The sequence below is a fragment of the Cupriavidus sp. C2SS-8b genome, from assembly GCF_057073745.1.
The window spans coordinates 478,467-502,422 of record NZ_CP172716.1; the positions used below are offsets into that span (position 1 = coordinate 478,467).

Sequence of the window (23,956 nt, forward strand, 5' to 3'; positions counted from 1 at the left end):
GTCGCGGCACGACATTGGCGTTTCCCGTGTTCCCCAGATTCCTGATTTCGATCCTGCTGTTGCTGGCTGTGGCGTCCCCTGCCCGTTCAGCCGGGGGAGGGCGCGCGAGCGCGAGTGCGCCTGCGGCGGCCTCCGCCGTCCAGGCGCCACGTCCGAGCCGCTCCGACCAGTATGCGCTGCGCCCCAGCCATGACGACGGGGCACAAAGCGGCTTCGGCCTGAAGCTGCGGCCATCCGGCGCGGCCCAGGAAGACGGCGCGCGCAGGCCGGGCCTGTACAGTCCCTCAAGGTAACGCCGTTCCCGCATCGCCAGCGGCTTTGCGCTACGCTTGGCATTTCGTGCCCACCGCAGGAATGCCCATGCCCGCCAGCCCAAGCCGCCACCCGTCCGATCCGCTCGCCCATCTCGTCCCCCAAGCCCGCCCCACCGTCCGCCACCTGCGCGCCTCGCGCATCCGCGAAGTCGCCAACGCCGGCATCGGCCTGCCTGACGTGCTGCCGTTCTGGTTCGGCGAATCGGACCAGGCCACGCCGGACTTCGTGCGCGATGCGGCGGCGCGCGCACTGGGTGGTGGCGCCACGTTCTATACCCACAATCTCGGCATCGCGCCGCTGCGCAGTGCGCTGGCCGACTATGTCGGCGCGCTGCATGGCGCGACGGGCATCGACAACGTGGCAGTGACGAGCGCGGGCGTCAATGGCCTGATGCTGGCCGCGCAACTGGTCGTCGGCCTCGGCGACCGTGTGGTGGCCGTCACGCCGCTGTGGCCCAATCTGGTGGAGATCCCGAAGATCCTCGGCGCCTCGGTCGAAACAGTTTCGCTCGACTATGGCGCGCACGGCTGGACGCTCGACGTCGACAAGCTGCTGGCCGCGCTGACCCCCGGCACGCGCGCGCTGATGGTCAACTCGCCCAACAACCCGACTGGCTGGGTGATGTCGCGCGCGGCACAGCGGACCGTGCTGGACCACTGCCGCCGGCATGGCATCTGGATCATCGCCGACGAGGTCTACGAGCGCCTGTACTACGGCGACGAGCCCGGCGGCGGCGAGAGCCGCACCGCGCCTTCGTTCCTGGACATCGCCTCGCGCGAGGAACGCGTCATCTGCGTCAATTCATTCTCCAAGGCCTGGCTCATGACCGGCTGGCGGCTTGGCTGGATGGTGCTGCCATCATCGATGATCGACGATCTCGGCAAGCTGATCGAATACAACACCTCATGCGCGCCGTCGTTCGTGCAGGAGGCCGGCGTGGCGGCGGTGCGCGACGGCGAGCCCTTCACGCGCGACCTGGTGCAGCGACTGCGCACCGCGCGCGACCACCTGGTCGGCGCACTCTCCGCCTTGCCGGGCGTGGATGCACAGGCGCCCGATGGCGCGATGTATGTTTTCTTCCGCCTGGCCGGCGCCTCGGACAGCCTGGCCTTGTGCAAGCACCTTGTGCGCGAGGCAGGACTGGGCCTGGCACCGGGCAGTGCGTTTGGCGATGAAGGCGAAGGCTTCGTGCGCTGGTGCTATGCCTGTGATCCGGCCCGGCTCGACGAGGGCGTGCGGCGCCTGCTTGGGTTCCTCGCGCGCTGAGCGAGCCAATCCTTCATTGCATGGCCGGAGCCGCCGCAGCGGCGGCGCTGGACTGCCCTTCTTCCTCCCACCAGCCACCACCCAGCGCCTGCAGCAACGCGGCGGAATCCGCGAGCCGGCTCGCGGTCGCCTGCGCCAGGTCCAGCGAGGCCTGCCGCGACTGGCGCTCCGCATCGAGCAGCGTGAGCTGGCTGACGCCGCCCAGCCGGTATTGCTCCGAGACGATGGCCAGCGTGGCGCGCGCCTCGCGCGCATTGTCGGCGCGCGCGCGCAGCGTGGCAGCGTCGGCCTCGAGCGCGCGCAGTGAGTCGGCCACGTTCTGCAGGCCCTGCAGCACGGCCTGGCGATAGGCCGCCAGCGACTGCTCATAGGCGGCTTCTGATGCGCGCTTGCGCGCCAACAGTTCGCCACCGTGGAACACGGGCTGCACCAGCCCCGCGGCCAGGCTCCAGACATTGAAACTGTCGAACACGTTGCGCGCCGTGGTGGACTGCCAGCCGCCGCTGGCACTGAACGTGATCTGCGGATAGAGATTGGCCGTGGCCACGCCGATATTGGCCGAGGCCTGGTGCAGCAGCGCTTCGGCCGCGCGGATATCCGGGCGGCGGCGCGCGAGCGTGGAGGGCAGGCTGACCGGCAGCGTATCGGGCAGATGCAGGTCCTCCAGCCTGAACTCGGGCAGCTGCGCCGCGGCGGGCGTCTGGCCCGTGTAGACCGCAAGCTGGTGGCGCGTGGCTTCGATTTGCTGCGCAAGCCCCGGAATCAGCGCCTGCGTCTGCGCCAGTTCGGCGCGCTGGCGCTGCACGTCGACGCGCGCGATGCCACCGGCGCGCAGCCGGTCCTCCGCGATGCCCACCTCGCGCTGCTGCGCCTCGGCAATCGCCACGGTCTCGGCCAGCTGCGCGCGCAGGCCCGCTTCGCGGATCGCGGCGGTGGCGACATTGGCGGCGAGCGCGAGGCGCGCGGCATCGAACTCGTAGCGCTGGTAATCCACGGCCGCCTGCAGGCCTTCCAGCTCGCGCCGCTGGCCGCCAAACAGGTCCAGCACGTATGAGACCTGCACCGTCGCGCCGTATAACGTGAATGGCCCGGGACTCGGGATCGCCGTGATGCCGAGCGATTGGAAATTGACCTGCTGGCGCGTGGTGTTGAGGTTCGCGTCGACCGTCGGCCAGCGCGTGGCGCCGGTGCGCGCGGCCAGGTTTTCCTGTGCCTCGCGCAGCTTCGCCTGCGCCTGCGCCAGCGTGGGACTGCCATCGAGTGCGGCGCGGATGGTCGCATCGAGCGCAGGGCTGCGGAACAGCGCCCACCATTGCGCGGGCACATCGGTGCCGGCAGCGAATGCCTGCGACTGGCCGTGCGGCAAATTGCGCGGCATGTCAGCGGCAACAGTGGCCTGCGGCTGCGGGCCGGCCACATAGCCGGTGTCGGCGGGCGGCGCCGGCGCGCGGAAGTCGGGGCCAACCGCGCACGCCGTCATCAGCAGGCAGCCAAGAAGCGGAACAGGTGAACGCATGGCGTGGGCTCCGTCAGTCCAGCGTGCGGCGGTAGAAGCGCACCGCGATCGCCATCACCACCACGATGAACAGCGCCATCGGCCACACATTGGGCCATAGCTCGGTCCATCCATTGCCCTTGAGCAGGATGCCGCGAATGATGCGGTGGAAATACGTCATCGGCAGGATGTTGCCGATCGCCTGTGCCCAGCCCGGCATGCCCGCGAACGGGAACATGAAGCCGGACAGCAGGATATTCGGCAGGAAGTAGAAGAACGTGAGCTGCATCGCCTGCAACTGGTTCCGCGCGAGCGATGACAGCGTGATGCCCACGGTCAGGTTGGCCGCGATAAACAGCAGCGCCGCCATGTACAACACCAGCACGGAGCCGAAGAACGGCACGTGGAACACCCAGCGCGCGGCGATCAGCACGATGGTGGACTGGATCAGGCCAATGAAGATGTAGGGAACGATCTTGCCGGTCATCACCTCGATCGGCTTCACGGGTGTGGCGAGCAGGTTCTCCATGGTGCCGCGCTCGCGTTCGCGCGTCATGGCAAGGCCCGTCATCATCACCATGGTCATGGTCAGGATCACGCCCATCAGCCCGGGGATGATGTTGTACTGCGTGATGCCTTCCGGGTTGTAGAGCCGCTGCACCTGCACATCGAAGGGCGCCTTGCCGCCGGCCAGCGGCGCAAGCGATCCCTTCAGGTCGGTGCGTGCCACGCTGAACGGCAACTGCGCGAGCGCGGCTATCGCGGCGCCGGTTGCGGACGGATCGGTGGCATCGGCTTCGACCAGCAGCGCGGGCCGCTCGCCGCGCAGCAGCTTGCGTGTGAAGTCGGGCGGGATGCTGACCACGAACTGCACGCTTCCTTTCATCAGCGCCTCGCGCCCGGCGTTTTCATCGGGCAGCGTGCCCACCATCTTGAAATAGGTGGAGTTCTCCATGCCGGCGATGAACGATCGCGTGAACTCGCTCTGGTCGGCGGCAATCACGGCGGTCGGCAGGTGGCGCGGGTCGGTGTTGATGGCAAAGCCGAACAGCAGCAGCTGCATGATCGGCAGCCCCACGATCATGCCGAACGTGACGCGGTCGCGCCGCAGCTGCAGGAACTCCTTGAGCACGATGCTCCACCAGCGGTCGAAGGAGAAGCCGAATCGTCCGTTGCGTTTCATGACTGGTCCTTGCCTGTCTTGCGGCCCGCCTCGGCGCCCGCGCTCATGTTGTCCTCCGCGCGGCTCATCATGTGGATGAAGACGTCTTCCAGGCTGGTCTGGGTTTCCTCGACGCGCCGGTCCGGGCCGGCCATGCGCCGCAGGGTCTCGCCGAGCAGAGCGCCGTCGCGGCCCGTCACGTGCAGCGCGGTGCCGAAGACGACGGTCTGCTCCACCCCCGGCGCGCCGTGCAGCTGCTCGGAGAGCTGGGCCAGGTCGTCGCCCTCGACGCTCCAGGTCACGAGTTTCTGGCTGGCGACGACTTCTTCGGCGGTGCCTTGCGCAAGCAGCTTGCCGTAGGCGATGTAGGCGAGCTTGTGGCAGCGCTCGGCCTCGTCCATGTAGTGCGTGCTGACCAGCACCGAGATGCCGCGCGCGGCCAGCAGGTGCAGCTGCTCCCAGAAATCGCGGCGGGCCTTCGGGTCCACGCCGGCCGTCGGTTCGTCGAGCAGCAGCAGCTCCGGCTCATGCAGCAGGCAGGCCGCGAGCGCGAGCCGTTGCTTCCAGCCGCCCGAGAGCGAGCCGGCAAGCTGCGCGGAGCGCGTGGCCAGCCCCAGGCCTTCGAGGGCGTGGTCGACTGCCTCGCGCCGGTTGGCCATGCCATAGACGCGCGCGACGAAGTCCAGGTTCTCGCGGATCGACAGGTCGTCCCAGTACGAGAATTTCTGCGTCATGTAGCCGACGCGGCGCTTGATCTCGTCGGTTTCGCGCAGGATGTCGAAGCCCAGGCAGGTGCCTTGTCCCGAGTCGGGCGTCAGCAGGCCGCACATCATGCGGATCGACGTGGTCTTGCCGCTGCCGTTCGGGCCCAGGAAGCCGAAGATCTCGCCGCGCGCGACCTGCATGGTGAGATCGTTGACCACGTGCTTGTCGCCGTAGTGCTTGTTGAGGCCGCGCACGTCGATGGCCAGGCCGCCGTTTGCGCCATTCGCGCCATGCCTGCCATTCGCGTGATGAGTGCCGTTTGCGCCAGGCGTGCTGCTCATGGCTGGTGTACCTCCACGGGCTGGCCGGGCCGCAGCTTGGGCGCATCAGCTTCGGTGGGGCGCGCTTCGATCAGGAACACGAGCTTGCGGCGCGTCTCGTTGCTGTAGATCACGGGCGGGGTGTACTCGGCTTCGTTCGAGACGTAGCTGATGGTGGCGGCCACCGGGGCCGGGCAGCCATCGCAATGCACCTGCACCGACTGGCCATTGCGCAGCGCCCCGACCACGGTCTCGGGCACGTAGAAGCGCACCTTGACGTTGCCGGGCGGCAGCATGCGCACGACGGGGCTGCCGGCGGGGATCCATTCGCCGAGGCGATACGGCGTGTCATAGACCAGCCCGGCCTGCGTGGCCGATACCGCCTTGCGCGAAAGCTTCCATTCCGCCTGCGCCAGCGCCGCGCGCGCGGCTTCGACCTGCGCGGCTTGTGCGGCCTGCTGGGCGTCGCGGCCCGGCAGGCGCGCGACGTCGATATCGCGCTGCAGTTCGCGCACGCGCGCGGCGTCGCTGGCGGCCGTGGCGCGCGACTCTTCGAGCTGCGCCTGCGAGATGCCGCCGATGTCGTATTGCCGCTGGTCCCGGCTCAACTGTGCGGCGCTGCGCTGCGCGGTGGCCTGCGCCTGCGCGAGCTGGGCGCGGCTGACCTCGACCTCGACCGGGCGCTTGCCGGTCTTCATGTCGGCCAGTTGCGCCTCGGCGGCGCGCACCTGCTCGGCTGCCTGCTGGCGCGCGGCGCGTTCATCGTCGGATTCCAGCACGAACAGCGCCGTGCCCTTGTCCACTTGCTGGCCGCGCTTGACCGCAAGGCTGTCCAGTCGGCCCGCGAACGGCGACGCGACGCTGACGAATTCGCCTTCAACATAGCCTTGCCACGTGGCGGACTTGTCCTGGCTGCATGCCGTGATCGCGAGCGGTAGCAGCAGGGCCAGCGTGCGCGAGGTTCGACGTGTGGTGGCGTGGCTGGCGGTCGGGGAGGGGGCTTGCATGGCAGCTCGGGACATGGCGTGGGTGCGGTCAGTCGTTGGCGCCGTCCGACGGCGCCTTGGCAGTGGATGCGAGGCCTTGGGTCAGCAGCGTGCTGACATGGCGGACCAGCGTCTCGGTATCGACATGCTCCGCGCCCGGCAGCCGCTGCCAGATATGAGAGGTGGCTAGCGGCAGCAGCGTCAGTCCGATCAGCGACGGCATCACCAGTGCCGGCTCCAGGCCGGGATTGAGCTTGCCACCGGCGATCGCCGTGGCCAGCGGCGCGCTCAATGCGCCTGCGCGCTGCAGCGCGAAGCGGTTCAGCACGCGTTCGCGCAGCAGGCCGTCGGCGCCGGCCACTTCATGGATCCACAGCCCGGGAAACCATGGCGTGGACGCGGCCACGCGAATCATCCGGCCGGCAATGCCGACCAGCATGGCCACCGGGTCTTCGGGGGCCGCCGCGGGCGCAAAGATCGCGTCGACGAGTAGCTGCAGGCGCTCGTCGACGATGGCGTCGAGTAGTTGGTCGCGGTCGCGGAAGTAGTAGTGCACCAGCGCGGGTGTCACGCCCGCATGCTCGGCAATCGCGCGGATCGGCGTCCCGGCGACGCCGTGGCGTGCGAACAGCTCGGTGGCGGCGTCGAGCAACTGGTCGCGCTGGCCAGGATTCCCTGCCGCCGGGCGGCCAGGACCCCGGCGTTCGGCGCGAGGCTTTGCGGTTTTCCGGGCGGCTGGTGGTGGCATCGGCTGGAATCGCTAATGGCGAGGGAAGCCGTTTGATATTAATTTTTGAGTTAATTAATTCAAGGCTTGTTACAACGTTAATAGGCAGTCACCTCTGCGTTCATGGCAGAATGCTGCGTTGCAGCAAGGGCGGTAGACACGTCATATCGCCTTGGCTATTCTTCGACCCGCCCATAGTCTGGTTCCAGGGTTCGAATCAGAACAACCCCCGCGCCCATGCGTTTTCGATTCCCGGCTGCATTGCCGAGCCAGATACTTGCCCGCTGCCTTGCCGCCATGCTGTCGGCGGGGGCTTGTGCGCCAGCTCTGTCGCAAGACGCGGCGCCCGAAGCCGGCACGGACGCCGCGGCCGAAAGCCCGTTCGCCTTCCACGGCCAGGCCACTTATATCTGGCAGCGCAAGCCGGCCTTCAACGCCGCCTATTCGGGCCCGAACAGCCTGACCACCGATCGCGCCAAGAGCTACTCGTTCACGAGTACGCTCGATTTGGGTTTGCGTCTGTGGCAAGGGGCGGAATTTCACCTGAACCCGGAAGTTGCGCAGGGTGTGCCGTTCTCGCAGTTGCATGGCATGGCCGGGCTCTCGAACGGTGAGCTTGCCAAGGGCGCGAGCACCAATCCCGTCGTCTACCGCGCGCGCGCTTTCATCAGGCAAACGTGGGGACTCGGGGGGGAGACCGAGAAGCTCGACGCGGACTTCAACCAGTTCGCGCGCACGGTGGACAAGCGCCGCGTGGTGCTGACCGCCGGCAACTTTGGCGTGCTGGACGTATTCGATCAGAACGACTACGGCTCCGATCCACGCACCCAGTTCATGAACTGGTCGTTCCTCACGCATGGCGCGTTCGACTACGCCGCCGACGCGCGCGGCTACAACTGGGGCGTAGCGCTCGAATACATCGGCGACGACTGGTCCGCGCGCATCGGCCGCTTCCTGCAGCCGCTCGAATCGAACGGGCTGGAGCTCGACACGCGCATGTTCGAGCATTACGGCGATGTGCTGGAAGTCGAAAAGCGCTACGCGGTGTACGGGCGGCCCGGCACGGCGCGCTTGCTGTTCTTCCGCAACAAGGCGCGCATGGGGGCGTTCAATGACGCGATCCAGTTCGGGCAGGCCAACAACATCACGCCCGACCTGGCCGACGTGCGGCAGGAGCATGCCAAGATGGGTGTCGGCCTGACGATGCTGCAGCAGGTCAATGATTCGCTTGGAGTGTTCTTCCGCGCCAGCATGTCGGACGACAAGACCGAGACCTATGCCTTCACCGAGATCGGACGGCAGGTGTCGTTCGGCGGCGTGCTCAATGGCAGTTCATGGGGCCGGGCACGCGATGCCGTCGGGATGGCTCTTGCCGTGAACATGCTGGGCGCGAACCATCGCGCTTATCTGGCCGCTGGCGGGCAGGGGGCGTTCCTGGGGGATGGGGCGCTGAACTATGCGCCTGAGCAGGTCTTTGAAATCTATTACAGCTTTCAGCCGTTCAAATACCTGAGTATCAGTCCGGATTTCCAGTATGTCAGGAATCCGGGATATAACGCGGATCGCGGCCCTGCCAAGTTTTATGGGATTCGGTTTCATGCCGAGTTTTGAGGGGTGACCTGGCAGCATCTGGCCGTTGATGTCGTCCCGCCGCCCGACTTGTGAGCCGCGCAGCAGCCGAAGGCGATGATGCGATAGCGTGGGCAGTGTCGGGCCACGGACAGGTTCGGGGCTTGTTCAATCATTGCCCGAGAGCCTGCATACGGTTGCGCACCACGCGGCAGGCAGCCGGGCAGACTCTGAAGCGAGTACCCGTACAACACCCCTAGCACGCTACGATCAATATTCGCCCGTTAGGGCAAGTCAACGCGTTTTTTGGTTACTTTTTGTCGCTCGGACAAAAAGTGACTCGGCGGCTACGCCGCCGAAACAGCGGCGCCTGCCAAGCACGACAACCGACCACCAACCCATTCCCTTACTGCCGGGCATTCCTAAGGTTATCCGGCCAAGCCGTATTAAAGTTAGTCCGGAACGGATTAATATCGAGCCCCCCGCGCCTCGTATATCGCGCATAGACGGCGAGCTTCACCGGCTTGCACTCCCGCATCACATCCATAAAGATCCTCTCCACGCACTGCTCGTGGAACTCATTGTGGTTGCGGAACGAGATCAGGTACTTCAGCAATCCTTCCTGATTGATCGGCGCCCCGACATAGCGGATCTGCACGCTGCCCCAGTCGGGCTGCCCGGTCACCAGGCAGTTGGACTTCAGCAGGTGCGACACCAGCGTCTCTTCCACCGGCGATTCGGTCTGGTCCGCGCGCAGCAAATCCGGCGCAGGCTCGTAGCGGTCGACTTCAATGTCGAGCCGGTCCAGCAGCAAGCCATCGAGCTCGCCCATCTTCTGCTTGCCCAGGTCGGCCTCGGTCACCAGCCGCACCTGCACCGTCCCGCCGGTCGCTTCCGACAGGTCATGGTGCAGCAGCTGCTGCAACGCTTCGGGCGACGCGATCTTGCTCTGGTTGAACGAGTTCAGGTACAGCTTGAACGACTTGGACTCGATGATATTGGGCGTGCCGGCGGGAATGATGAACGTGGCCAGCGCCACCTGCGGCTTGCCCTTCATGTTCAGCCACGACACCTCGTACGCATTCCAGATATCCACGCCGAAGAACGGCACGGGCTTGCCTTCCGACAGCCCGATCTCGGTGCGCTTGGGCTGGCGCGGAATCGGGAACAGCAGCGTCGGATCGTATTCGGTCTTGTAGGCCGAGGGCTTGCCCAGCGGCGAGTGTTCGGGAAGGCTCATGCTTGTTCTGCGCGGTCGGAGAGGAACAGCTTGTAGACCGGGTTTTCGGTCTCGTCCCAGTGTACGTAACCCAGCGTCGAAAGGAATGCACGGAATGCGCGCTTTTCGTTCCTGGGCACCTGGATACCGACCAGGATATTCGAGGTGTCGCCGCCCTGGTTGCGGTAGTGGAACAGGCTGATATTCCAGTTCGGGCTCATGCTCGACAGGAACTTCATCAGCGCGCCGGGCCGCTCGGGGAACTCGAAGCGATAGAGCAGTTCGTCATGCGCCAGCGGCGAGATGCCGCCCACCATGTAGCGGATGTGCTGCTTGGCCAGTTCGTCGTTGGACAGGTCCAGCGTGTCGAAGCCGTGGCGGCGGAAGTTCGCGGCGATCTTGTCGTTTTCGGCGCGGCTGGCGATCTGCACGCCGACGAAGATGTGCGCCATGCGCTTGTCGGCGATGCGGTAGTTGAACTCGGTCACGCTGCGCGTGCCCACCAGTTCGCAGAAGCGCTTGAAGCTGCCGCGCTCTTCGGGGATGGTGACGGCGAAGACGCCCTCGCGTGCCTCGCCCACTTCCGCGCGCTCGGCGACGAAGCGCAGGCGGTCGAAGTTCATGTTGGCGCCGCAAGCGATCGCGACCAAGTGCTGGCCCTTGAGCTTTTCGCGCTCGGCGTACAGCTTGAGGCCGGCCACGGCCAGCGCGCCGGCCGGCTCCAGGATGCTGCGCGTGTCCTGGAACACGTCCTTCAGGCCCGCGCAGATCGCATCGGTGTCCACCAGCACGATCTCGTCGACCAGTTCGCGCGTGATGCGGAAGGTTTCCTTGCCGACCAGCTTGACCGCGGTGCCGTCGGAGAACAGGCCCACATCCTTCAGTTCGATGCGCTTGCCGGCTTCGACCGAGCGCTTCATCGCGTCGGAATCCACGGTCTGCACGCCGATCACCTTGATCTCCGGGCGCACGGCCTTGATGTACGAGGCGATGCCCGAGATCAGCCCGCCGCCGCCAATGGCAACGAAGATCGCGTGGATCGGGCCCGGATGCTGGCGCAGGATTTCCATGGCGATGGTGCCCTGGCCGGCGATGACCTCGGGATCGTCGAACGGGTGGATGAAGGTCAGCTTGTGCTTCTTTTCAAGCTCCGCGGCGCGGTTATAGGCGTCGCTGTACGATTCTCCGTGCAGCACGATTTCCACCCACTTGCCGCCGCGCTCGCGCACGGCATCGATCTTCACCTGCGGCGTGGTGACCGGCATGGCGATGATGGCCTTGCACTGCAGGCGCGCGGCCGACAAGGCCACGCCCTGCGCATGGTTGCCCGCCGACGCCGCTATTACGCCGCGCTTGATCTCGTCCTGCGTGAGCGACGCCATCTTGTTGTACGCGCCGCGCAGCTTGAACGAGAACACGGGCTGGGTGTCCTCCCGCTTGAACCACACCGAATTGCCGGTGCGTGCCGACAGGTTGTGCGCGAACGTCAGCTCGGTCTCCTGCGCCACGTCATAGACCTTGGCGGTCAGGATCTTCCTGAGATAGTCGGGTTTGGAGGAGGCGGGCTTGCGGTTCATGTCTGCGGTTGGCGAAGAGCCCTGGCGGCGCGACGAAACGGCGAAAGGGCAAAAATGGGGCGCAAGAAGGGCGCGCAAAAAAGGCCGGAAATTTCGGCGGAAACCGCCAATGATAAAGGATCGGAACGCCGCTCAAGGCCTTGGACGCCAATGGGCATCCCGGCCGGGGTGGCGCCGCGCGCACTGCGGGGCGGACGGCGCCAGGCCAATGTGACGGGTGTGCCGTGTAGGACAGCGCCCGGTGGACGCTCGCCGGGACCCCATGTTACGGTTTAACGCGATGCCCCCGTTACCGCTAATCGAACCCAATACGGCGCTCTTTCTCGACTTCGACGGCACCCTGGCCGACCTTGCGCCCCGTCCCGAGCTGGTGCAGGTCGAGCCCGAACTCGTCGGAACGCTGCGCCGGCTCCATGACCACCTGGACGGCGCGCTCGCCATCGTATCCGGCCGGCCGATCGTCGAACTCGACTACTTCCTGCAGCCGCTGTGCCTGCCGGCCGCCGGCATTCACGGGGCCGAACTCCGCAGCGCCGGAGCGCGCATTGAGATGAAGCCGGCGCCCGGCCTGGAGCCGCTGATCCCGCCGCTGGAAGCCCTGGTGCGCCGTTATCCTGGGCTGCGCCTGGAGCGCAAATCCGTGGCGGTTGCCATCCACTATCGCGAAGCCCCCGAACTGGAGGGGCTGGTGCGCGCCGCCGTCACCGACGTGCTGCGCCACGCGAACGGCCTGGAGGGCATGCCCGGCAAGATGGTCGTGGAGATCAAGCCCGCGGGCATCAACAAGGGCGACGCCATTGCCGCTTTCATGAACATGCCGCCATTCGCCGGACGCGGGCCGGTCTTTGCCGGCGACGATGTGACGGACGAGGCCGGCTTTGCCGTGATCCGCAAGCTCGGCGGCCTCGGCGTGCTGGTCGGCCAGCGCGACACCATGGCCACGGTCAGTGTTACCGGGCCGGCCGCGCTGCGTTGCTGGCTGCACCGCTCCGCGCGCGCGCTCGACGGCACACCGGGCCCGGATGATTTTCCGCCGGCGTCCGATCCACAACGAGATCTTGAGGGGGATTCGCTGTGAGCACTGTAAGCAATCCAAGCAGCCCATCGGAACTGGGCCAGCAGCCGTCCGACGGCGTGTACAAGACCGTCGATGGCGGGAAGCGCCATGCCAAGCCGTCGCTCTCGCTCGGCATGATCGGCAACTGCGCGTTTTCGGCGCTGGTCGACTGCCGCGGCCGGATCGTATGGTCATGCATGCCGCGCTTTGACAGCGAGCCGGTCTTCAACGCGCTGCTCGACCCGAGCGAGAACGCCGGGCATTTCTCGATCGAGATCGAGGACTTCCACGCGTCGAGCCAGTGGTACGAACCGAACACCGCCGTGCTGCGCACGCGGCTGACCGATATCCACGGCAACTGCCTGGAGATCACCGACTTCGCGCCGCGCTTCTTTCGGCTGGGCCGCTATTTCCGGCCCCTCACGCTCGTGCGCCGCATCCGCCCGGTGCGCGGCGCGCCGCGCGTGCGCGTGGTGGTGGCGCCGCGCTTCGACTGGGGGCGCAAGGTGCCGGAGATCACGCGCGGCAGCAGCCATGTGCGCTACATCGGCGACAGCATGACGCTGCGCATGACCACCGATGCGCCGCTGGCCTATGTGCTGTCGCACACGCCGTTCCTGGTCACGCGCAGCCACAACTTCATCCTCGGTCCCGATGAAACGCTCAATCACGGCGTCGAGGAAACCGCGCGCGATTTCGAGCAGGAGACCACCTCTTATTGGCGCATGTGGAGCCGCCGGCTTGCCGTGCCGCGCGAGTGGCAGGACGCGGTCATCCGCGCGGCAATCACGCTCAAGATGTCGCTGTACGAGGAGACCGGCGCCATCGTCGCGGCGATGACCACCAGCATTCCCGAAGCGCCCGGCAGCGGGCGCAACTGGGACTACCGCTACTGCTGGCTGCGCGATGCATTCTTCGTGGTGCGCGCGCTCAACAGCCTGTCCGAAGTCGGCACCATGGAAGACTACCTGCGCTGGCTCTCCAACGTGGTGATGCAGTCGCAGGACGGGCATATCCAGCCGCTGTACGGCATCGGGCTGGAGCGCGAACTGCCCGAAAGCATCCTCGAGCACCTGCCCGGCTACCGCGGCATGGGGCCGGTGCGCCTGGGCAACCAGGCGCAGGAACACTTCCAGCACGACGTCTACGGCAATGTCGTGCTGGGCGCGGCGCAGGCCTTCCACGACCACCGGCTGCTGCACCGTGGCGGCCCGGCCGAATTCCGACGGTTGGAAGAGGTGGGCGAGCAGGCCGTGCGCGTGTTCGGCACGCCCGATGCCGGCATGTGGGAGTTGCGCACGCGGGCGCGTGTGCATACCTCGTCGGCGCTGATGAGCTGGGCCGCCTGCGACCGGCTCGCGAAGGTGGCGGAAAAGCTCGAATTGCAGGCGCGCGCGGAGTACTGGCACGGCCATGCGCTAGGCATGAAGGAGCGCATCCTGGCCGAATCCTGGAATGAATCGCGCCAGGCATTTGCCGAAAGCTTCGGCGGAAAGGAGCTGGATGCCAGCGTGCTGCTGATGGCAGAGGTGAGCTTCATCGACCCGCGCGATCCGCGCTTCATGTCGACGGTCAAGGCACTCGAAGAGAGCCTGTGCGACGGTCCCTATATGCGCCGCTACGAAGCGCCGGACGATTTCGGCAAGCCCGAGACCGCTTTCAATATCTGCACCTTCTGGCGTATCGATGCGCTGGCGCGCATCGGCCGGCGCGAGGAGGCGAGGGAGATTTTCGAGGCCATGCTGGCGGCGCGCAATCCGCTGGGCCTGCTGTCCGAAGACACCCATCCGGTCACCGGCGAGATGTGGGGCAATTTCCCGCAGACCTATTCGATGGTCGGGTTGATCAATGGCGCCATGCGCCTGTCGGCGCCGTGGGACAGCGTGATCTGAACGGGGGTGGCATGACTAACACGAACAACTCTATATGCCCAGACTAGTAGCGGTATCCAACCGCGTCGCCGATCCGCGCAACGTTGCCGCGGGCGGGCTCGCGGTGGCGTTGTCCGAAGCGCTGCGCCAGACCGGCGGCCTGTGGTTCGGCTGGAGCGGCAAGGCGCTGGAGACCAACCAGGGCGGCACGCCGGGCGAAGGCGAGCTGCACCTGCAGCAAGCCGGCAATGTCACGCTGGCGACGGTGGATATGTGCCGGGAGGACCATGATTCGTATTACCTCGGCTATAGCAACGGCGTGCTGTGGCCCGCGTTCCACTACCGCCTGGACCTGGCCGACTTCGACTCGAACTACCTCAACGGCTACCGCCGCGTGAACCAGCTGTTCGCGCGCAAGCTGGCGCCGCTGCTGAAGCACGACGACATCATCTGGATTCACGACTATCACCTGATCCCGCTGGCGGCGGAGCTGCGCGCCATCGGCTGTGGCCAGCGCATCGGCTTCTTCCTGCATATCCCGCTGCCGCCGCCGCTGATCCTGGCGGCCATCCCGCAGCATGACTGGCTGATGCGGGCGCTGTTTGCGTATGACCTGATCGGCTTCCAGACCCACACCGACCTCGAGCATTTCTCGCGCTACGTGCAGAACGAAGCGTTCGCCGAACCGATGGGCGAGCATCGCTACCGTGCGTTCCATCGCACCGTGCGTGCGGAGGCGTTTCCGATCGGCATCGATGTGGACGAGTTCGCCGAACTGGGGCGTGGCGCGGAGGCGCAGGAAACGTTCGAGATGATGTGCGCGCAGTATGCGCAGCGCCGGCTGCTGCTTGGGATCGACCGGCTCGACTATTCCAAGGGGCTGCCGCAGCGGCTGAAGGCGTTCTACCGGCTGCTCGCCGAATACCCGGAGAACCGCAAGAGCGCGACGCTGGTACAGATCGCGGCACCATCGCGAGAATCGGTGGATGCGTATGCGGACTTGCGCAGCGAGATGGAACGTTTAAGCGGCGCGATCAATGGGGAATTCGGCGAGCTGGATTGGATGCCAGTGCGCTATATCCACCGCACTACAGCGCGCAAGCGGCTACCGGGGCTGTGCCGCGCCAGCCGCGTTGCGCTGGTGACGCCGCTGCGGGATGGGATGAACTTGGTTGCCAAGGAATTTATTGCGGCGCAGGATCCTTCAGATCCCGGCGTGCTCGTGCTGTCCCGCTTTGCCGGCGCGGCGGAGCAGCTTAAGGAAGCGCTGCTGGTGAACCCCTACGACACCTACTCCACCGCGCAGGCGATCCAGCAAGCCTTGCACATGCCGCTGGCCGAGCGGCAGGCGCGGCATGAGAAGCTGCTGGAACGGGTCCGCTGCCAGGATGTGCATTGGTGGAGCCGGGAATACCTGCGCGCCTTGTCGGAAACCGAGGGCGGCTGAAGATTTGTTGCGGCTGCAGAAGGAGCATTGCCATGAGCGAGCAACTCGAAACTCAGACCTGCACGCCGTGCCGTGGTGGCGTTCCACCGCTGGAGCGTGCCGAGGCCGAAGCGCTATTGGCCGACACGCCCGGATGGACGCTGACCGATGACGCTGGCAGGCTGGAGCGAAGCTTCACCTTCCGCAACTTCGCGCAGGCGCTGGCCTTCGCCAATGGCGTGGGACAACTGGCGGAAGCGCAAGGGCATCATCCCGAGATCAGCTTTGGATGGGGGCATGCCACGGTGTCGTGGCGGACCAAGAAGATCAAGGGATTGCACAGGAATGATTTCATCATGGCAGCCAAGACTTCGGGAGTGGCGCAGCAGTTGGCAGAGGCCAGTTAGCCATCATTTGCCTTGGAATGCTGATGTGCTGATGTGCTGATGGCGTGACGCCTCGTGACGCCGTGGCTCCCCTCTCCCGCGCAGTGGAGAGGGGAGCAAACAGGCGGTACCGCGGCTGCAGTGCAGCTAGTTCAAATCCCCGGGCAGATCCACGTCCCGAAACGCCCCGTCGTCCTCCGTCAAGATCCTCGTCACCGGCTGCGCCTTCAACAGCGCTCGCGCTCCCTCGTCCCCGTCGAGCTTCAGCAATTCCTCCCGCCAGGCTGCCCCGAACCCGACCGGATGCCCGCGCTGCCCGTCGCGCCAAGGCGCGGCGATGGTGTCTGGCGTGGTGATGGTCAACGCCACCGCCCTGACCAGTTCCATCGGCAACCACGGCATATCGGCAAGCGCCACCACCCAGCCACGCGCGTCGGGCGTGGCGGCGACAGCGGCGCGCAACGCAGCGCCCATGCCGGCCTCGGCCTCGGCCGCTTCGACCACCCGGCAGCCGCCGCGCCGCAATTCCTCGGCGAGAGCGGGATGGCCAGGCCGGATCACGGCAATCGAGTCAGGCAGCGCAGCGGCCAATGTCCGCGCACTGCGCCACGCGATGGTGCGGCCGTCAGGCAGTTTCTCCAGCAGCTTGTTGCGCTGGCCGTTGGCGTCAAAGCGCCGGCCGAACCCGGCCGCCAGGAGAACCCCGGTCGGCAGGTCGGTCTTGATCAGGGGAGCGTTGCGGGCGGCAGTCATGGCGCGTCCTCAGGTGCTGCAGCTGCTGCCGGTGCCGGCCGCCATTTCCCGCGCCGCCTTGGCACCTTCCACCTGCAGGATGTCGGGCAGCGAGACATGGTTCTTGGCGGCCACGACTTCAGCCAGGATGGAAATGGCAATCTCCGGCGGCGTGCGGCTGCCGATGAAGATGCCAACCGGGCCATGCAGGCGGGCCAGCTGTACGTCGTTCAGGTCGAATTCCTTCAGGCGTTCGCGCCGTGCCTGGTTGTTGCGGCGCGAGCCCAGCGCGCCAACGTAAAACGCGCGCGTACGCAACGCTTCCATCAGCGCCAGGTCGTCGAGCTTCGGATCGTGCGTGAGCGCAATCACCGCGCAACGCTCGTCGAGGTTCATCTCCATCACGGTGTCATCGGGCATGGTCCGCACCATGCTTACACCCGGAATGTCCCACGTTTCCGTGTATTCCTCGCGCGGGTCGCACACGGTAACCTGGAAGCCCAGGCCCACGGCAATCTGGCACAGGTACTTCGACAACTGCCCCGCGCCGATCACCAGCATGCGATAACGCGGCCCGTGAATGGTGCGCAACGTCTGGCCGTCGAAGGCCAGGCCATCGGTGGCCTCCGCCGGCCCCAGCGTGGCGTTGCCGGTTGCCATGTCGAGCGTGCGCGTCACCAGCCGGCCGTTCTGGACGGCGTCGAGCAGTTCGGCGATGCCACTCGCGGGGGCGAGCGGCTCGGTCACCAGTTCGATCGTGCCGCCGCACGGCAAGCCGAAGCGGTGGGCTTCCTCGGCGCTGATGCCGTACTTGACCGATTCGGGATGATCCGCGGTGATGCCGAGCCGGCGCACGCGGTCGATCAGATCGTCTTCGATGCAGCCGCCGGAGACCGAGCCGACGACAAGCCCGTCATCGCGCACGGCCAGCATCGCGCCTTCGGGGCGGGGCGACGAGCCCCAGGTCCTGACTACCGTCACCAGCAGCACGCGGTGGCCTTCCTGCTGCCACCGTACGCTGCTTCTCAGGACTTCGAGATCCACGCTGTCCATGATCGCTTCCGCTTGGGTTCCTCTGTTTGTTGCTCTGTTTGTTGAGTATCACCGCCATCGGGGGCGGCGTCTTGTCGTGGTTCGGCTTCATCGGGCGCCGGCGCGGCCAGTGCCTCGGTGAAACGCGTGAAGAAGGTTTCTGCCATCTTGCGCGCCGCGGCGTCTACCAGCCGCGAGCCGATCTGAGCGATCTTGCCGCCCACCTGCGCGTTGACCGCATAAGTGAGCACCGTTTCATCGCCGTCGGGAGCCAGCGTGACGTGTGCAGACCCCTTGCCGAAGCCCGCCGCACCGCCTTGTCCGTCGAACTGGATGGTGTAGCTGTCCGGTGCCTGGATGTCCTGCAGCGCCATGCGGCCCTTGAAGCGCGCCTTGACCGGGCCCACCGCCGCAGTCAAGGCGAGCTGGTAGGCATTTTCGCCGTCAGGCTGGATGCTCTCACATCCGGGGATGCACTGCTTGAGCAACTCCGTGTCGTTGAGCGCTTCCCATGCCACTTGCTGGGGCACCGGCAGGCGCTGGCTTTGGTTCATTTCCATGGGGGCGCTCCTTGTCTCTTGTGATTGGTTTCATAGGTGAAGCGAAAGCCGTGCCGGCGTCCGGCTCGGACAGCAAGGTCTGCAAGGCGAGCAGGCTGTCGAGATTGTGCGCCGGTCGCAGCGCATCCACATGCGGCAGGATGGCCTGCACGCCGCGCGCCTGCGGCGCGAAGCCGGGGTAGCGCAACAGCGGGTTGAGCCAGATGATGCGGTGCGCGAAGCGCCGCAGCCGCGCCATCTCCTGGCCGAGCAAGTCGATGTGCTCGTGGTCGAGCCCGTCGGTGACGAGCAGCACCGTGGCGCGTCCCGACAGCGTGCGGCGTGCCCACTGGCGGTTGAAGCTCGCCAGCGCTTCGCCGATGCGCGTGCCGCCGGCCCAGTCGCGCACCTGGCCGGTGATGACGGCCACGGCTTCGTCGGGATCGCGCTCGCGCAAGGCGCGCGTGATGTTGGTGAGCCGCGTGCCGAACAGGAATACGGATAACCGCTCGCGCGAGAGCGTCAGTGCATGGCAGAAGTACAGCACCGCGCGCGAGTACTGGCTCATCGATCCGGAGATGTCGAGCAGCAGCACCACCGGCGGCTTGCGTTCGGCATGGCGGCGGTATTTCCAGCGCAGCCATTCGCCATGCTGGCGCACGGCCAGGCGCGCGCTGGCGCGCAGGTCGGCACGCGTGCCGCTGCTGGCCGGGCGCAATCTGCGCGTGCGTTCCATGGCCAGGTGGGCGCGGCGCTTGCGCACCAGGTGCTGCAGCGCGCGCCATTCCTGCGCGGTCAGCGTCTCGAAATCGCGCTGCGCCAGCCGCTCCTGGTCCGAGAACGTCAGCGGCACCGTCATCCGCTCCGCTTCGGTCTGCTGAGGCCGGGCGGGCAGCTCAGGCTGGCGTGCCGCCAGCGCATCGGCCAGCCGGTTGCTGCGCCGCGGCGGCGGCGCGCCGGCATCGACGCGCGGCAGCAGCATCGCGCGCAGCTTGCCTTCCCAGTCGGGGTCGCGCCAGAACAGGTCGAACGCGGCATCGAACAGCGGCCGCTGGTCGGGGCCGGACAACACCAGCGCGGCCAATGCCGCGCGAACATCGTCGCGCCGGCCGATGTCCACGTATTGCAGCGCATCGAGTGCGTCGACCGAATGCGCGGGCGACAGTGCGAAGCCGCCGTCGTGCAGCAGCCGCATGAAATGCGCGACGTTGCGCGCCAGCACCGGCAGGGCGGGACTGGGCTTGCAAGCACGGGCGGGGTGCAGCGTGGCCATCGGTCAGGTCGCGGCGGATGCGCCCGCGAGCAGTTCGGCCACGGTCGGGCCATCGGCGCGGGCCAGGTCGTCCTGGTACTTGAGCAGCACGCCGAGCGTGTCGCGCACCGACTGCGGGTCCAGCTCGGTCACGCCGAGCGCGGACAGCGCGCGGCACCAGTCGATGGCCTCGGCGATGCCGGGCGCCTTGAACAGGTCGATGCCGCGCAGCCGGTGGATGAAATCGACCGCCTGCGCCTGCAGCCGCGCGGCGGCTTCGGGCGCGCGCGCGGCGACGATCTGCAGTTCGCGCTCGCGCTGCGGATACCCCATCCACTGGTACAGGCAACGGCGCTTGAGCGCGTCGTGCACCTCCCGCGTGCGGTTCGAGGTAACGATGATCAGCGGCGGACGCTCGGCGCGGATCACGCCGATTTCGGGGATCGACACCTGGTATTCGGACAGTATCTCGAGCAGGAACGCTTCGAACGGCTCGTCGGCGCGATCGATCTCGTCGATCAGCAGCACGCGCGGCGCGCCGGGTGCGGCGGGATCGGGCAGCAGGGCTTCGAGCAGCGGGCGTTTCAGCAGGTAGTCGTCGTGGTAGAGCGATTGCGCTTCAGGCCGCTCGCCACGCGCCTCGGCCACGCGCAGGGCCATGATCTGGCGCGGGTAGTCCCATTCGTACAGCGCGCTGGCCGCGTCGAGGCCTTCGTAGCACTGCAGGCGCAGCAGGCGCGTGCCCATGACTTCGGCCATGGCCTGCGCCAGCGCGGTCTTGCCTACGCCGGGTTCGCCTTCGAGGAACAGCGGGCGCTGCATGCGCAGGGCGAGGTAGAGCACCGTCGCGGTTTCGCGGTCGGCGAAATATTGGTGGGATTCGAGCAGGGACTGGGTGTGGTCGATGGAGGTGGGAAGCATGGGGGCTGCCGGTGCTGAAGAGGGCAAGGTCTGCTTCCCTCTCCCGCTTGCGGGAGAGGGGCCCGGGGAGAGCGCAGGCGCATGGCAAGCACCGTGGCGCTGCACTTCGTGGAGGCTCCTGCCCTCTCCCCCGCCCCTCTCCCATAAATGGGAGAGGGGAGACAACAGTCGCAGTATTTGACGCCGTTGGCGAGCTATCCAGCCGCCTCCACTGCCCGCGCCGCCAGCACCGGAATCAAATGTGCCCGGTACTCAGCCGACGCATGCAGATCGGCATTGAGCCGCGATGGATCGACCTTCACCGCCTTCGCCGCTGCCGCGGTGAAGTTGGCCGCCAGCGCCTGCTCCAGCGGCTGGCAGCGGAACACGCTGTCGGCAGCTCCCGTGACAGCGACGCGCACGTTGCCGCCGGTGCGCGCGACCATCACGCCGACCAGTGCGAAGCGCGAGGCCGGATTGCGGAACTTGATGTAGGCGGCCTTTTCGGGCACCGGGAAGCGCACGGCGGTGATCAGTTCGTCGGGCTCCAGCGCGGTTTCATACAGGCCTTTGAAGAAGTCATCGGCCGCAATGCTGCGGCGGTCGGTGACCACGGTAGCGCCTAGCCCAAGCACCGCAGCGGGGTAGCAAGCGGCGGGATCGTCATTGGCAAGCGAGCCGCCAATGGTGCCCATCGCGCGGACCTGTCGGTCGCCGATGCCTTCGGCCAGCGCGGCCAGCGCAGGAATGCGCTGGCGTACCTCCGCGTTGGCCGCGACATCGGCGTGGCGGGCGGCGGCGCCGATCACCACCTCATTGCCTTCGACGCGGATATCGCTCATGCCTGGTATGCGTGCCACGTCGATAAGCGTGGACGGCGCGGACAGGCGCAGCTTCATTGCCGCCAGCAGGCTCTGGCCGCCGGCAAGGAACTTGGCGTCCGGATCGGCCTTGAGCTTGGCGACCGCCGCCTTGGCATCCGCCGCGCGTTCAAACTGGAATGTGTACATGTCGGTTTCCTTTACGGTTCGTCGGCGGGCTCAGGGTTGGGCGGCCTGGATGGCCTGCCACACGCGGTGCGGCGTGGCGGGCATCTGCAGGTCCTTCACGCCAAGCGGCGACAGCGCATCGACCAGCGCGTTGATGAACGCGGGCGGCGAGCCGATCGCGCCCGCTTCGCCGCAACCCTTCACGCCGAGCGGGTTGTGCGTGCAGGGCGTGCCCTTGGCGGTCTCCACGGTGAAATCGGGCAGGTCGCCGGCGCGCGGCATGGCGTAGTCCATGTAGGAGCCGGTCAGCAGCTGGCCGCTGTCGCTGTCGTAGATGCACTGCTCCAGCATGGCCTGCCCCAGGCCCTGGCCAATGCCGCCGTGTACCTGTCCCTCAACGATCATCGGGTTGATGATGTTGCCGAAGTCGTCGACAGCGGTGAACTTCACTACCTGCGACTCGCCGGTGTCCGGGTCGACCTCCACCTCGCACACATAGGCGCCCGACGGATACGTGAAGTTGGTCGGGTCGTAGAACGCGTTCTCGTTCAGGCCCGGCTCCAGCTTGTCGAGCGGATAGTTATGCGGCACGTACGCGGTCAGCGCGACTTCACCGAAGGTCTTGGTGCGGTCGGTGCCGGCCACGCGGAATACGCCGTTGCTGAACTCGACGTCGGCGTCGGACGCTTCCAGCAAGTGCGCGGCGATCTTCTTGGCCTTGGCCTCGATCTTGTCCAGCGCCTTCATGATCGCCGAGCCGCCCACGGCGAGCGAGCGCGAGCCATAGGTGCCCATGCCGAACGGCACGCGCCCGGTATCGCCATGCACGATTTCGACCGATTCCAGCGCGATGCCAAGCCGGTCCGCCACGATCTGCGCGAAGGTGGTCTCGTGACCCTGCCCATGGCTGTGCGAGCCGGTGAACACCGTCACGGAGCCGGTCGGATGCACGCGGATCTCGCCGACCTCGAACAGACCCGCGCGCGCACCCAATGCGCCGGCGATATTCGACGGTGCCAGCCCGCATGCTTCGATGTAGCAGGAGTAGCCGAGTCCGCGCAGCTTGCCGCGCTGCTTGGCCTCGTCGCGGCGCGCCGGGAAGCCCTTCACGTCGGCGAGTTCCTGCGCACGTGCGAGGCACGGCTCGTAGTCGCCGGTGTCATAGGTCAGGCCGACCGGCGTGGCATACGGGAACTGGCGGATGAAGTTCTTGCGGCGCAACTCGGCCGGGTCGGTCTTCAGCTCGTGCGCGGCGGCTTCCACCAGCCGTTCGACCACGTAGGTGGCCTCGGGCCTGCCGGCGCCGCGGTAGGCGTCCACCGGCGCGGTGTTGGTGAACACCGCCTTGACCTCGGCGTAGATGGCTGGCGTGGCGTACTGCCCCGCCAGCAGCGTCGCATATAGGATGGTGGGCACGCTGCTGGCGAAGGTCGACAGGTACGCGCCCATGTTCGCGGTGGTGTGCACGCGCATGGCCAGGAACTTGCCGTCGCTGTCGAGTGCCAGCTCGGCCTTGGTCACATGGTCGCGGCCGTGCGCGTCGGTCAGGAACGACTCCGAACGCTCGGCGGTCCACTTGATCGGGCGGCCGACCTTCTTCGACGCCCAGGTCAGCGCCACGTCTTCCGGATACAGGAAGATCTTCGAGCCGAAGCCGCCGCCGACGTCCGGCGCGATGATGCGCAGGCGCGATTCCGGCAGGCCCAGCACGAAGGCGCCCATCAGCAGGCGTTCCACGTGCGGGTTCTGGTTGGCGACGTAGACGGTGTAGCTGTCGTCCTGGCGCGCGTAGCTGGCGTTGACCGCGCGCGGCTCGATGGCGTTGGGGATCAGCCGGTTGTTGACGATATCGAGCGTGGTCACGTGCGCGGCTTTCGCGAACGCGGCATCGGTCGCGGCCTTGTCGCCGTGGCCCCACGTGTAGCAGGTGTTGGCGGGCACGTCGTCATGCACGAGCGTGGAGGCCGCTGCGGCATCGGCAGCATTGACGACGGCGGGCAGCTCCTCGTAGTCGACCACGACTTGCTCGGCGGCGTCCTTCGCCTGCGCGAGCGTCTCGGCCACCACCAGTGCCACCTGGTCGCCGACATGGCGCGCCTTGCCCTGCGCGATGACAGGGTGGGGCGGCTCCTTCATCGGCGAGCCGTCAATGCTGTGGATCAGCCAGCCGCAGGGCAGGCCGCCCACCTTGTCGGCGGCCATGTCCTCGCCCGTCAGCACGGCGATCACGCCGGGCGAGGCCAGCGCGGCGCTCTTGTCGATCGACCGGATGCGCGCATGCGCATGCGGCGAGCGCACGAAATAGCCGTAGCTCTGCTGCGGCAGGACGATGTCGTCGGTGTACTGGCCGTTGCCGGTCAGGAAGCGGAAGTCTTCCTTGCGCTTGACCGGCGTGCCGACGAACTTCTGCGATTCGGGTGCGTTCATGGCT

Annotated in this window: 20 protein-coding genes; 6 read left to right on the forward strand and 14 right to left on the reverse strand. The window is 66.9% G+C overall.

Translation table 11 applies throughout. The features are described from left to right. Positions 1–360: 360 nt before the first annotated feature. A complete protein-coding gene (locus tag ACIGJB_RS02200) occupies positions 361–1,581 on the forward strand; it encodes a pyridoxal phosphate-dependent aminotransferase (protein WP_483731192.1) in 1,221 nt (406 codons plus the stop codon). Between the two features lie 13 nt (positions 1,582–1,594). Here the strand turns inward: ACIGJB_RS02200 and ACIGJB_RS02205 are convergent, their stop codons facing one another. The 5 genes from ACIGJB_RS02205 to ACIGJB_RS02225 are packed head-to-tail and all read right to left on the reverse strand — an operon-like array spanning position 1,595 to position 6,997. Then, the gene (locus ACIGJB_RS02205; RefSeq protein ID WP_483731193.1) at positions 1,595–3,097 is read right to left on the reverse strand and encodes an efflux transporter outer membrane subunit; all 1,503 of its coding nucleotides are present in this window, start codon (positions 3,095–3,097) and stop codon (positions 1,595–1,597) included. 13 nt (positions 3,098–3,110) lie between these two features. Continuing rightward, positions 3,111–4,259 (reverse strand): ABC transporter permease, encoded by a 1,149-nt coding sequence (locus ACIGJB_RS02210; RefSeq protein WP_483731194.1) that lies wholly within the window; start codon positions 4,257–4,259, stop codon positions 3,111–3,113. Then, positions 4,256–5,284 (reverse strand): ABC transporter ATP-binding protein, encoded by a 1,029-nt coding sequence (locus tag ACIGJB_RS02215; RefSeq protein WP_483731195.1) that lies wholly within the window; start codon positions 5,282–5,284, stop codon positions 4,256–4,258. The genes ACIGJB_RS02210 and ACIGJB_RS02215 overlap by 4 nt, the downstream gene beginning before the upstream one ends. Next, positions 5,281–6,270: an HlyD family secretion protein gene (locus ACIGJB_RS02220; protein WP_483731196.1), complete on the reverse strand. Its 990-nt coding sequence runs from the start codon at positions 6,268–6,270 to the stop codon at positions 5,281–5,283. Before ACIGJB_RS02220 ends, ACIGJB_RS02215 begins: the two co-directional genes overlap by 4 nt. Before the next feature lie 28 nt (positions 6,271–6,298). Then, positions 6,299–6,997: a TetR/AcrR family transcriptional regulator gene (locus ACIGJB_RS02225; RefSeq protein ID WP_483731197.1), complete on the reverse strand. Its 699-nt coding sequence runs from the start codon at positions 6,995–6,997 to the stop codon at positions 6,299–6,301. Positions 6,998–7,213: 216 nt separating this feature from the next. Between ACIGJB_RS02225 and ACIGJB_RS02230 the strand changes: the two genes are divergently transcribed. Continuing rightward, positions 7,214–8,587, forward strand: a complete 1,374-nt coding sequence (locus ACIGJB_RS02230) for a carbohydrate porin (protein ID WP_483731198.1) — start codon at positions 7,214–7,216, stop codon at positions 8,585–8,587. Between the two features lie 364 nt (positions 8,588–8,951). Here ACIGJB_RS02230 and queF read toward each other — a convergent pair whose 3' ends face one another. Both queF and ilvA read right to left on the reverse strand, forming a co-directional pair. Further along, positions 8,952–9,785, reverse strand: a complete 834-nt coding sequence (gene queF / locus ACIGJB_RS02235; RefSeq protein ID WP_483731199.1) for an NADPH-dependent 7-cyano-7-deazaguanine reductase QueF — start codon at positions 9,783–9,785, stop codon at positions 8,952–8,954. Beyond that, a complete protein-coding gene (gene ilvA, locus ACIGJB_RS02240) occupies positions 9,782–11,341 on the reverse strand; it encodes a threonine ammonia-lyase, biosynthetic (protein WP_483731200.1) in 1,560 nt (519 codons plus the stop codon). Before ilvA ends, queF begins: the two co-directional genes overlap by 4 nt. Positions 11,342–11,621: 280 nt before the next feature. On the opposite strand from ilvA, the gene otsB reads away from it, so the two are divergent. From otsB to ACIGJB_RS02260, 4 genes are all read left to right on the forward strand, one after another. Next, entirely contained in the window at positions 11,622–12,419 is a 798-nt protein-coding gene (gene otsB, locus ACIGJB_RS02245) for a trehalose-phosphatase (RefSeq protein WP_483731201.1), read from the forward strand. A gap of 113 nt (positions 12,420–12,532) precedes the next feature. After that, positions 12,533–14,290, forward strand: a complete 1,758-nt coding sequence (locus tag ACIGJB_RS02250) for a glycoside hydrolase family 15 protein (RefSeq protein ID WP_483732238.1) — start codon at positions 12,533–12,535, stop codon at positions 14,288–14,290. Between the two features lie 34 nt (positions 14,291–14,324). Continuing rightward, the gene (gene otsA, locus ACIGJB_RS02255; RefSeq protein ID WP_483731202.1) at positions 14,325–15,716 is read left to right on the forward strand and encodes an alpha,alpha-trehalose-phosphate synthase (UDP-forming); all 1,392 of its coding nucleotides are present in this window, start codon (positions 14,325–14,327) and stop codon (positions 15,714–15,716) included. A gap of 32 nt (positions 15,717–15,748) precedes the next feature. Further along, complete coding sequence (locus tag ACIGJB_RS02260; protein ID WP_483731203.1) at positions 15,749–16,102, forward strand: 4a-hydroxytetrahydrobiopterin dehydratase; 354 nt, start codon at positions 15,749–15,751, stop codon at positions 16,100–16,102. Between the two features lie 126 nt (positions 16,103–16,228). Here the strand turns inward: ACIGJB_RS02260 and ACIGJB_RS02265 are convergent, their stop codons facing one another. The 7 genes from ACIGJB_RS02265 to ACIGJB_RS02295 form a co-directional block, all read right to left on the reverse strand. Further along, positions 16,229–16,834 carry a nucleotidyltransferase family protein gene (locus ACIGJB_RS02265; RefSeq protein WP_483731204.1) on the reverse strand — a complete coding sequence of 202 codons (606 nt, stop codon included), beginning with the start codon at positions 16,832–16,834 and terminating at the stop codon, positions 16,229–16,231. Positions 16,835–16,843: 9 nt separating this feature from the next. Then, on the reverse strand, positions 16,844–17,866 hold the full coding sequence (locus ACIGJB_RS02270; protein WP_483731205.1) for an XdhC family protein: 1,023 nt from the start codon (positions 17,864–17,866) through the stop codon (positions 16,844–16,846). Then, positions 17,839–18,405 carry an SRPBCC family protein gene (locus tag ACIGJB_RS02275; RefSeq protein WP_483731206.1) on the reverse strand — a complete coding sequence of 189 codons (567 nt, stop codon included), beginning with the start codon at positions 18,403–18,405 and terminating at the stop codon, positions 17,839–17,841. The genes ACIGJB_RS02270 and ACIGJB_RS02275 overlap by 28 nt, the downstream gene beginning before the upstream one ends. Then, positions 18,305–19,657: a vWA domain-containing protein gene (locus ACIGJB_RS02280; RefSeq protein ID WP_483731207.1), complete on the reverse strand. Its 1,353-nt coding sequence runs from the start codon at positions 19,655–19,657 to the stop codon at positions 18,305–18,307. Before ACIGJB_RS02280 ends, ACIGJB_RS02275 begins: the two co-directional genes overlap by 101 nt. Positions 19,658–19,660: 3 nt before the next feature. Then, positions 19,661–20,557, reverse strand: coding sequence for an AAA family ATPase (locus ACIGJB_RS02285; protein WP_483731208.1), 897 nt, complete (start codon positions 20,555–20,557; stop codon positions 19,661–19,663). Positions 20,558–20,751: 194 nt separating this feature from the next. Next, positions 20,752–21,546, reverse strand: a complete 795-nt coding sequence (locus ACIGJB_RS02290; protein ID WP_483731209.1) for an FAD binding domain-containing protein — start codon at positions 21,544–21,546, stop codon at positions 20,752–20,754. 30 nt (positions 21,547–21,576) lie between these two features. After that, positions 21,577–23,952, reverse strand: a complete 2,376-nt coding sequence (locus ACIGJB_RS02295; RefSeq protein WP_483731210.1) for a xanthine dehydrogenase family protein molybdopterin-binding subunit — start codon at positions 23,950–23,952, stop codon at positions 21,577–21,579. Positions 23,953–23,956 lie beyond the last annotated feature (4 nt).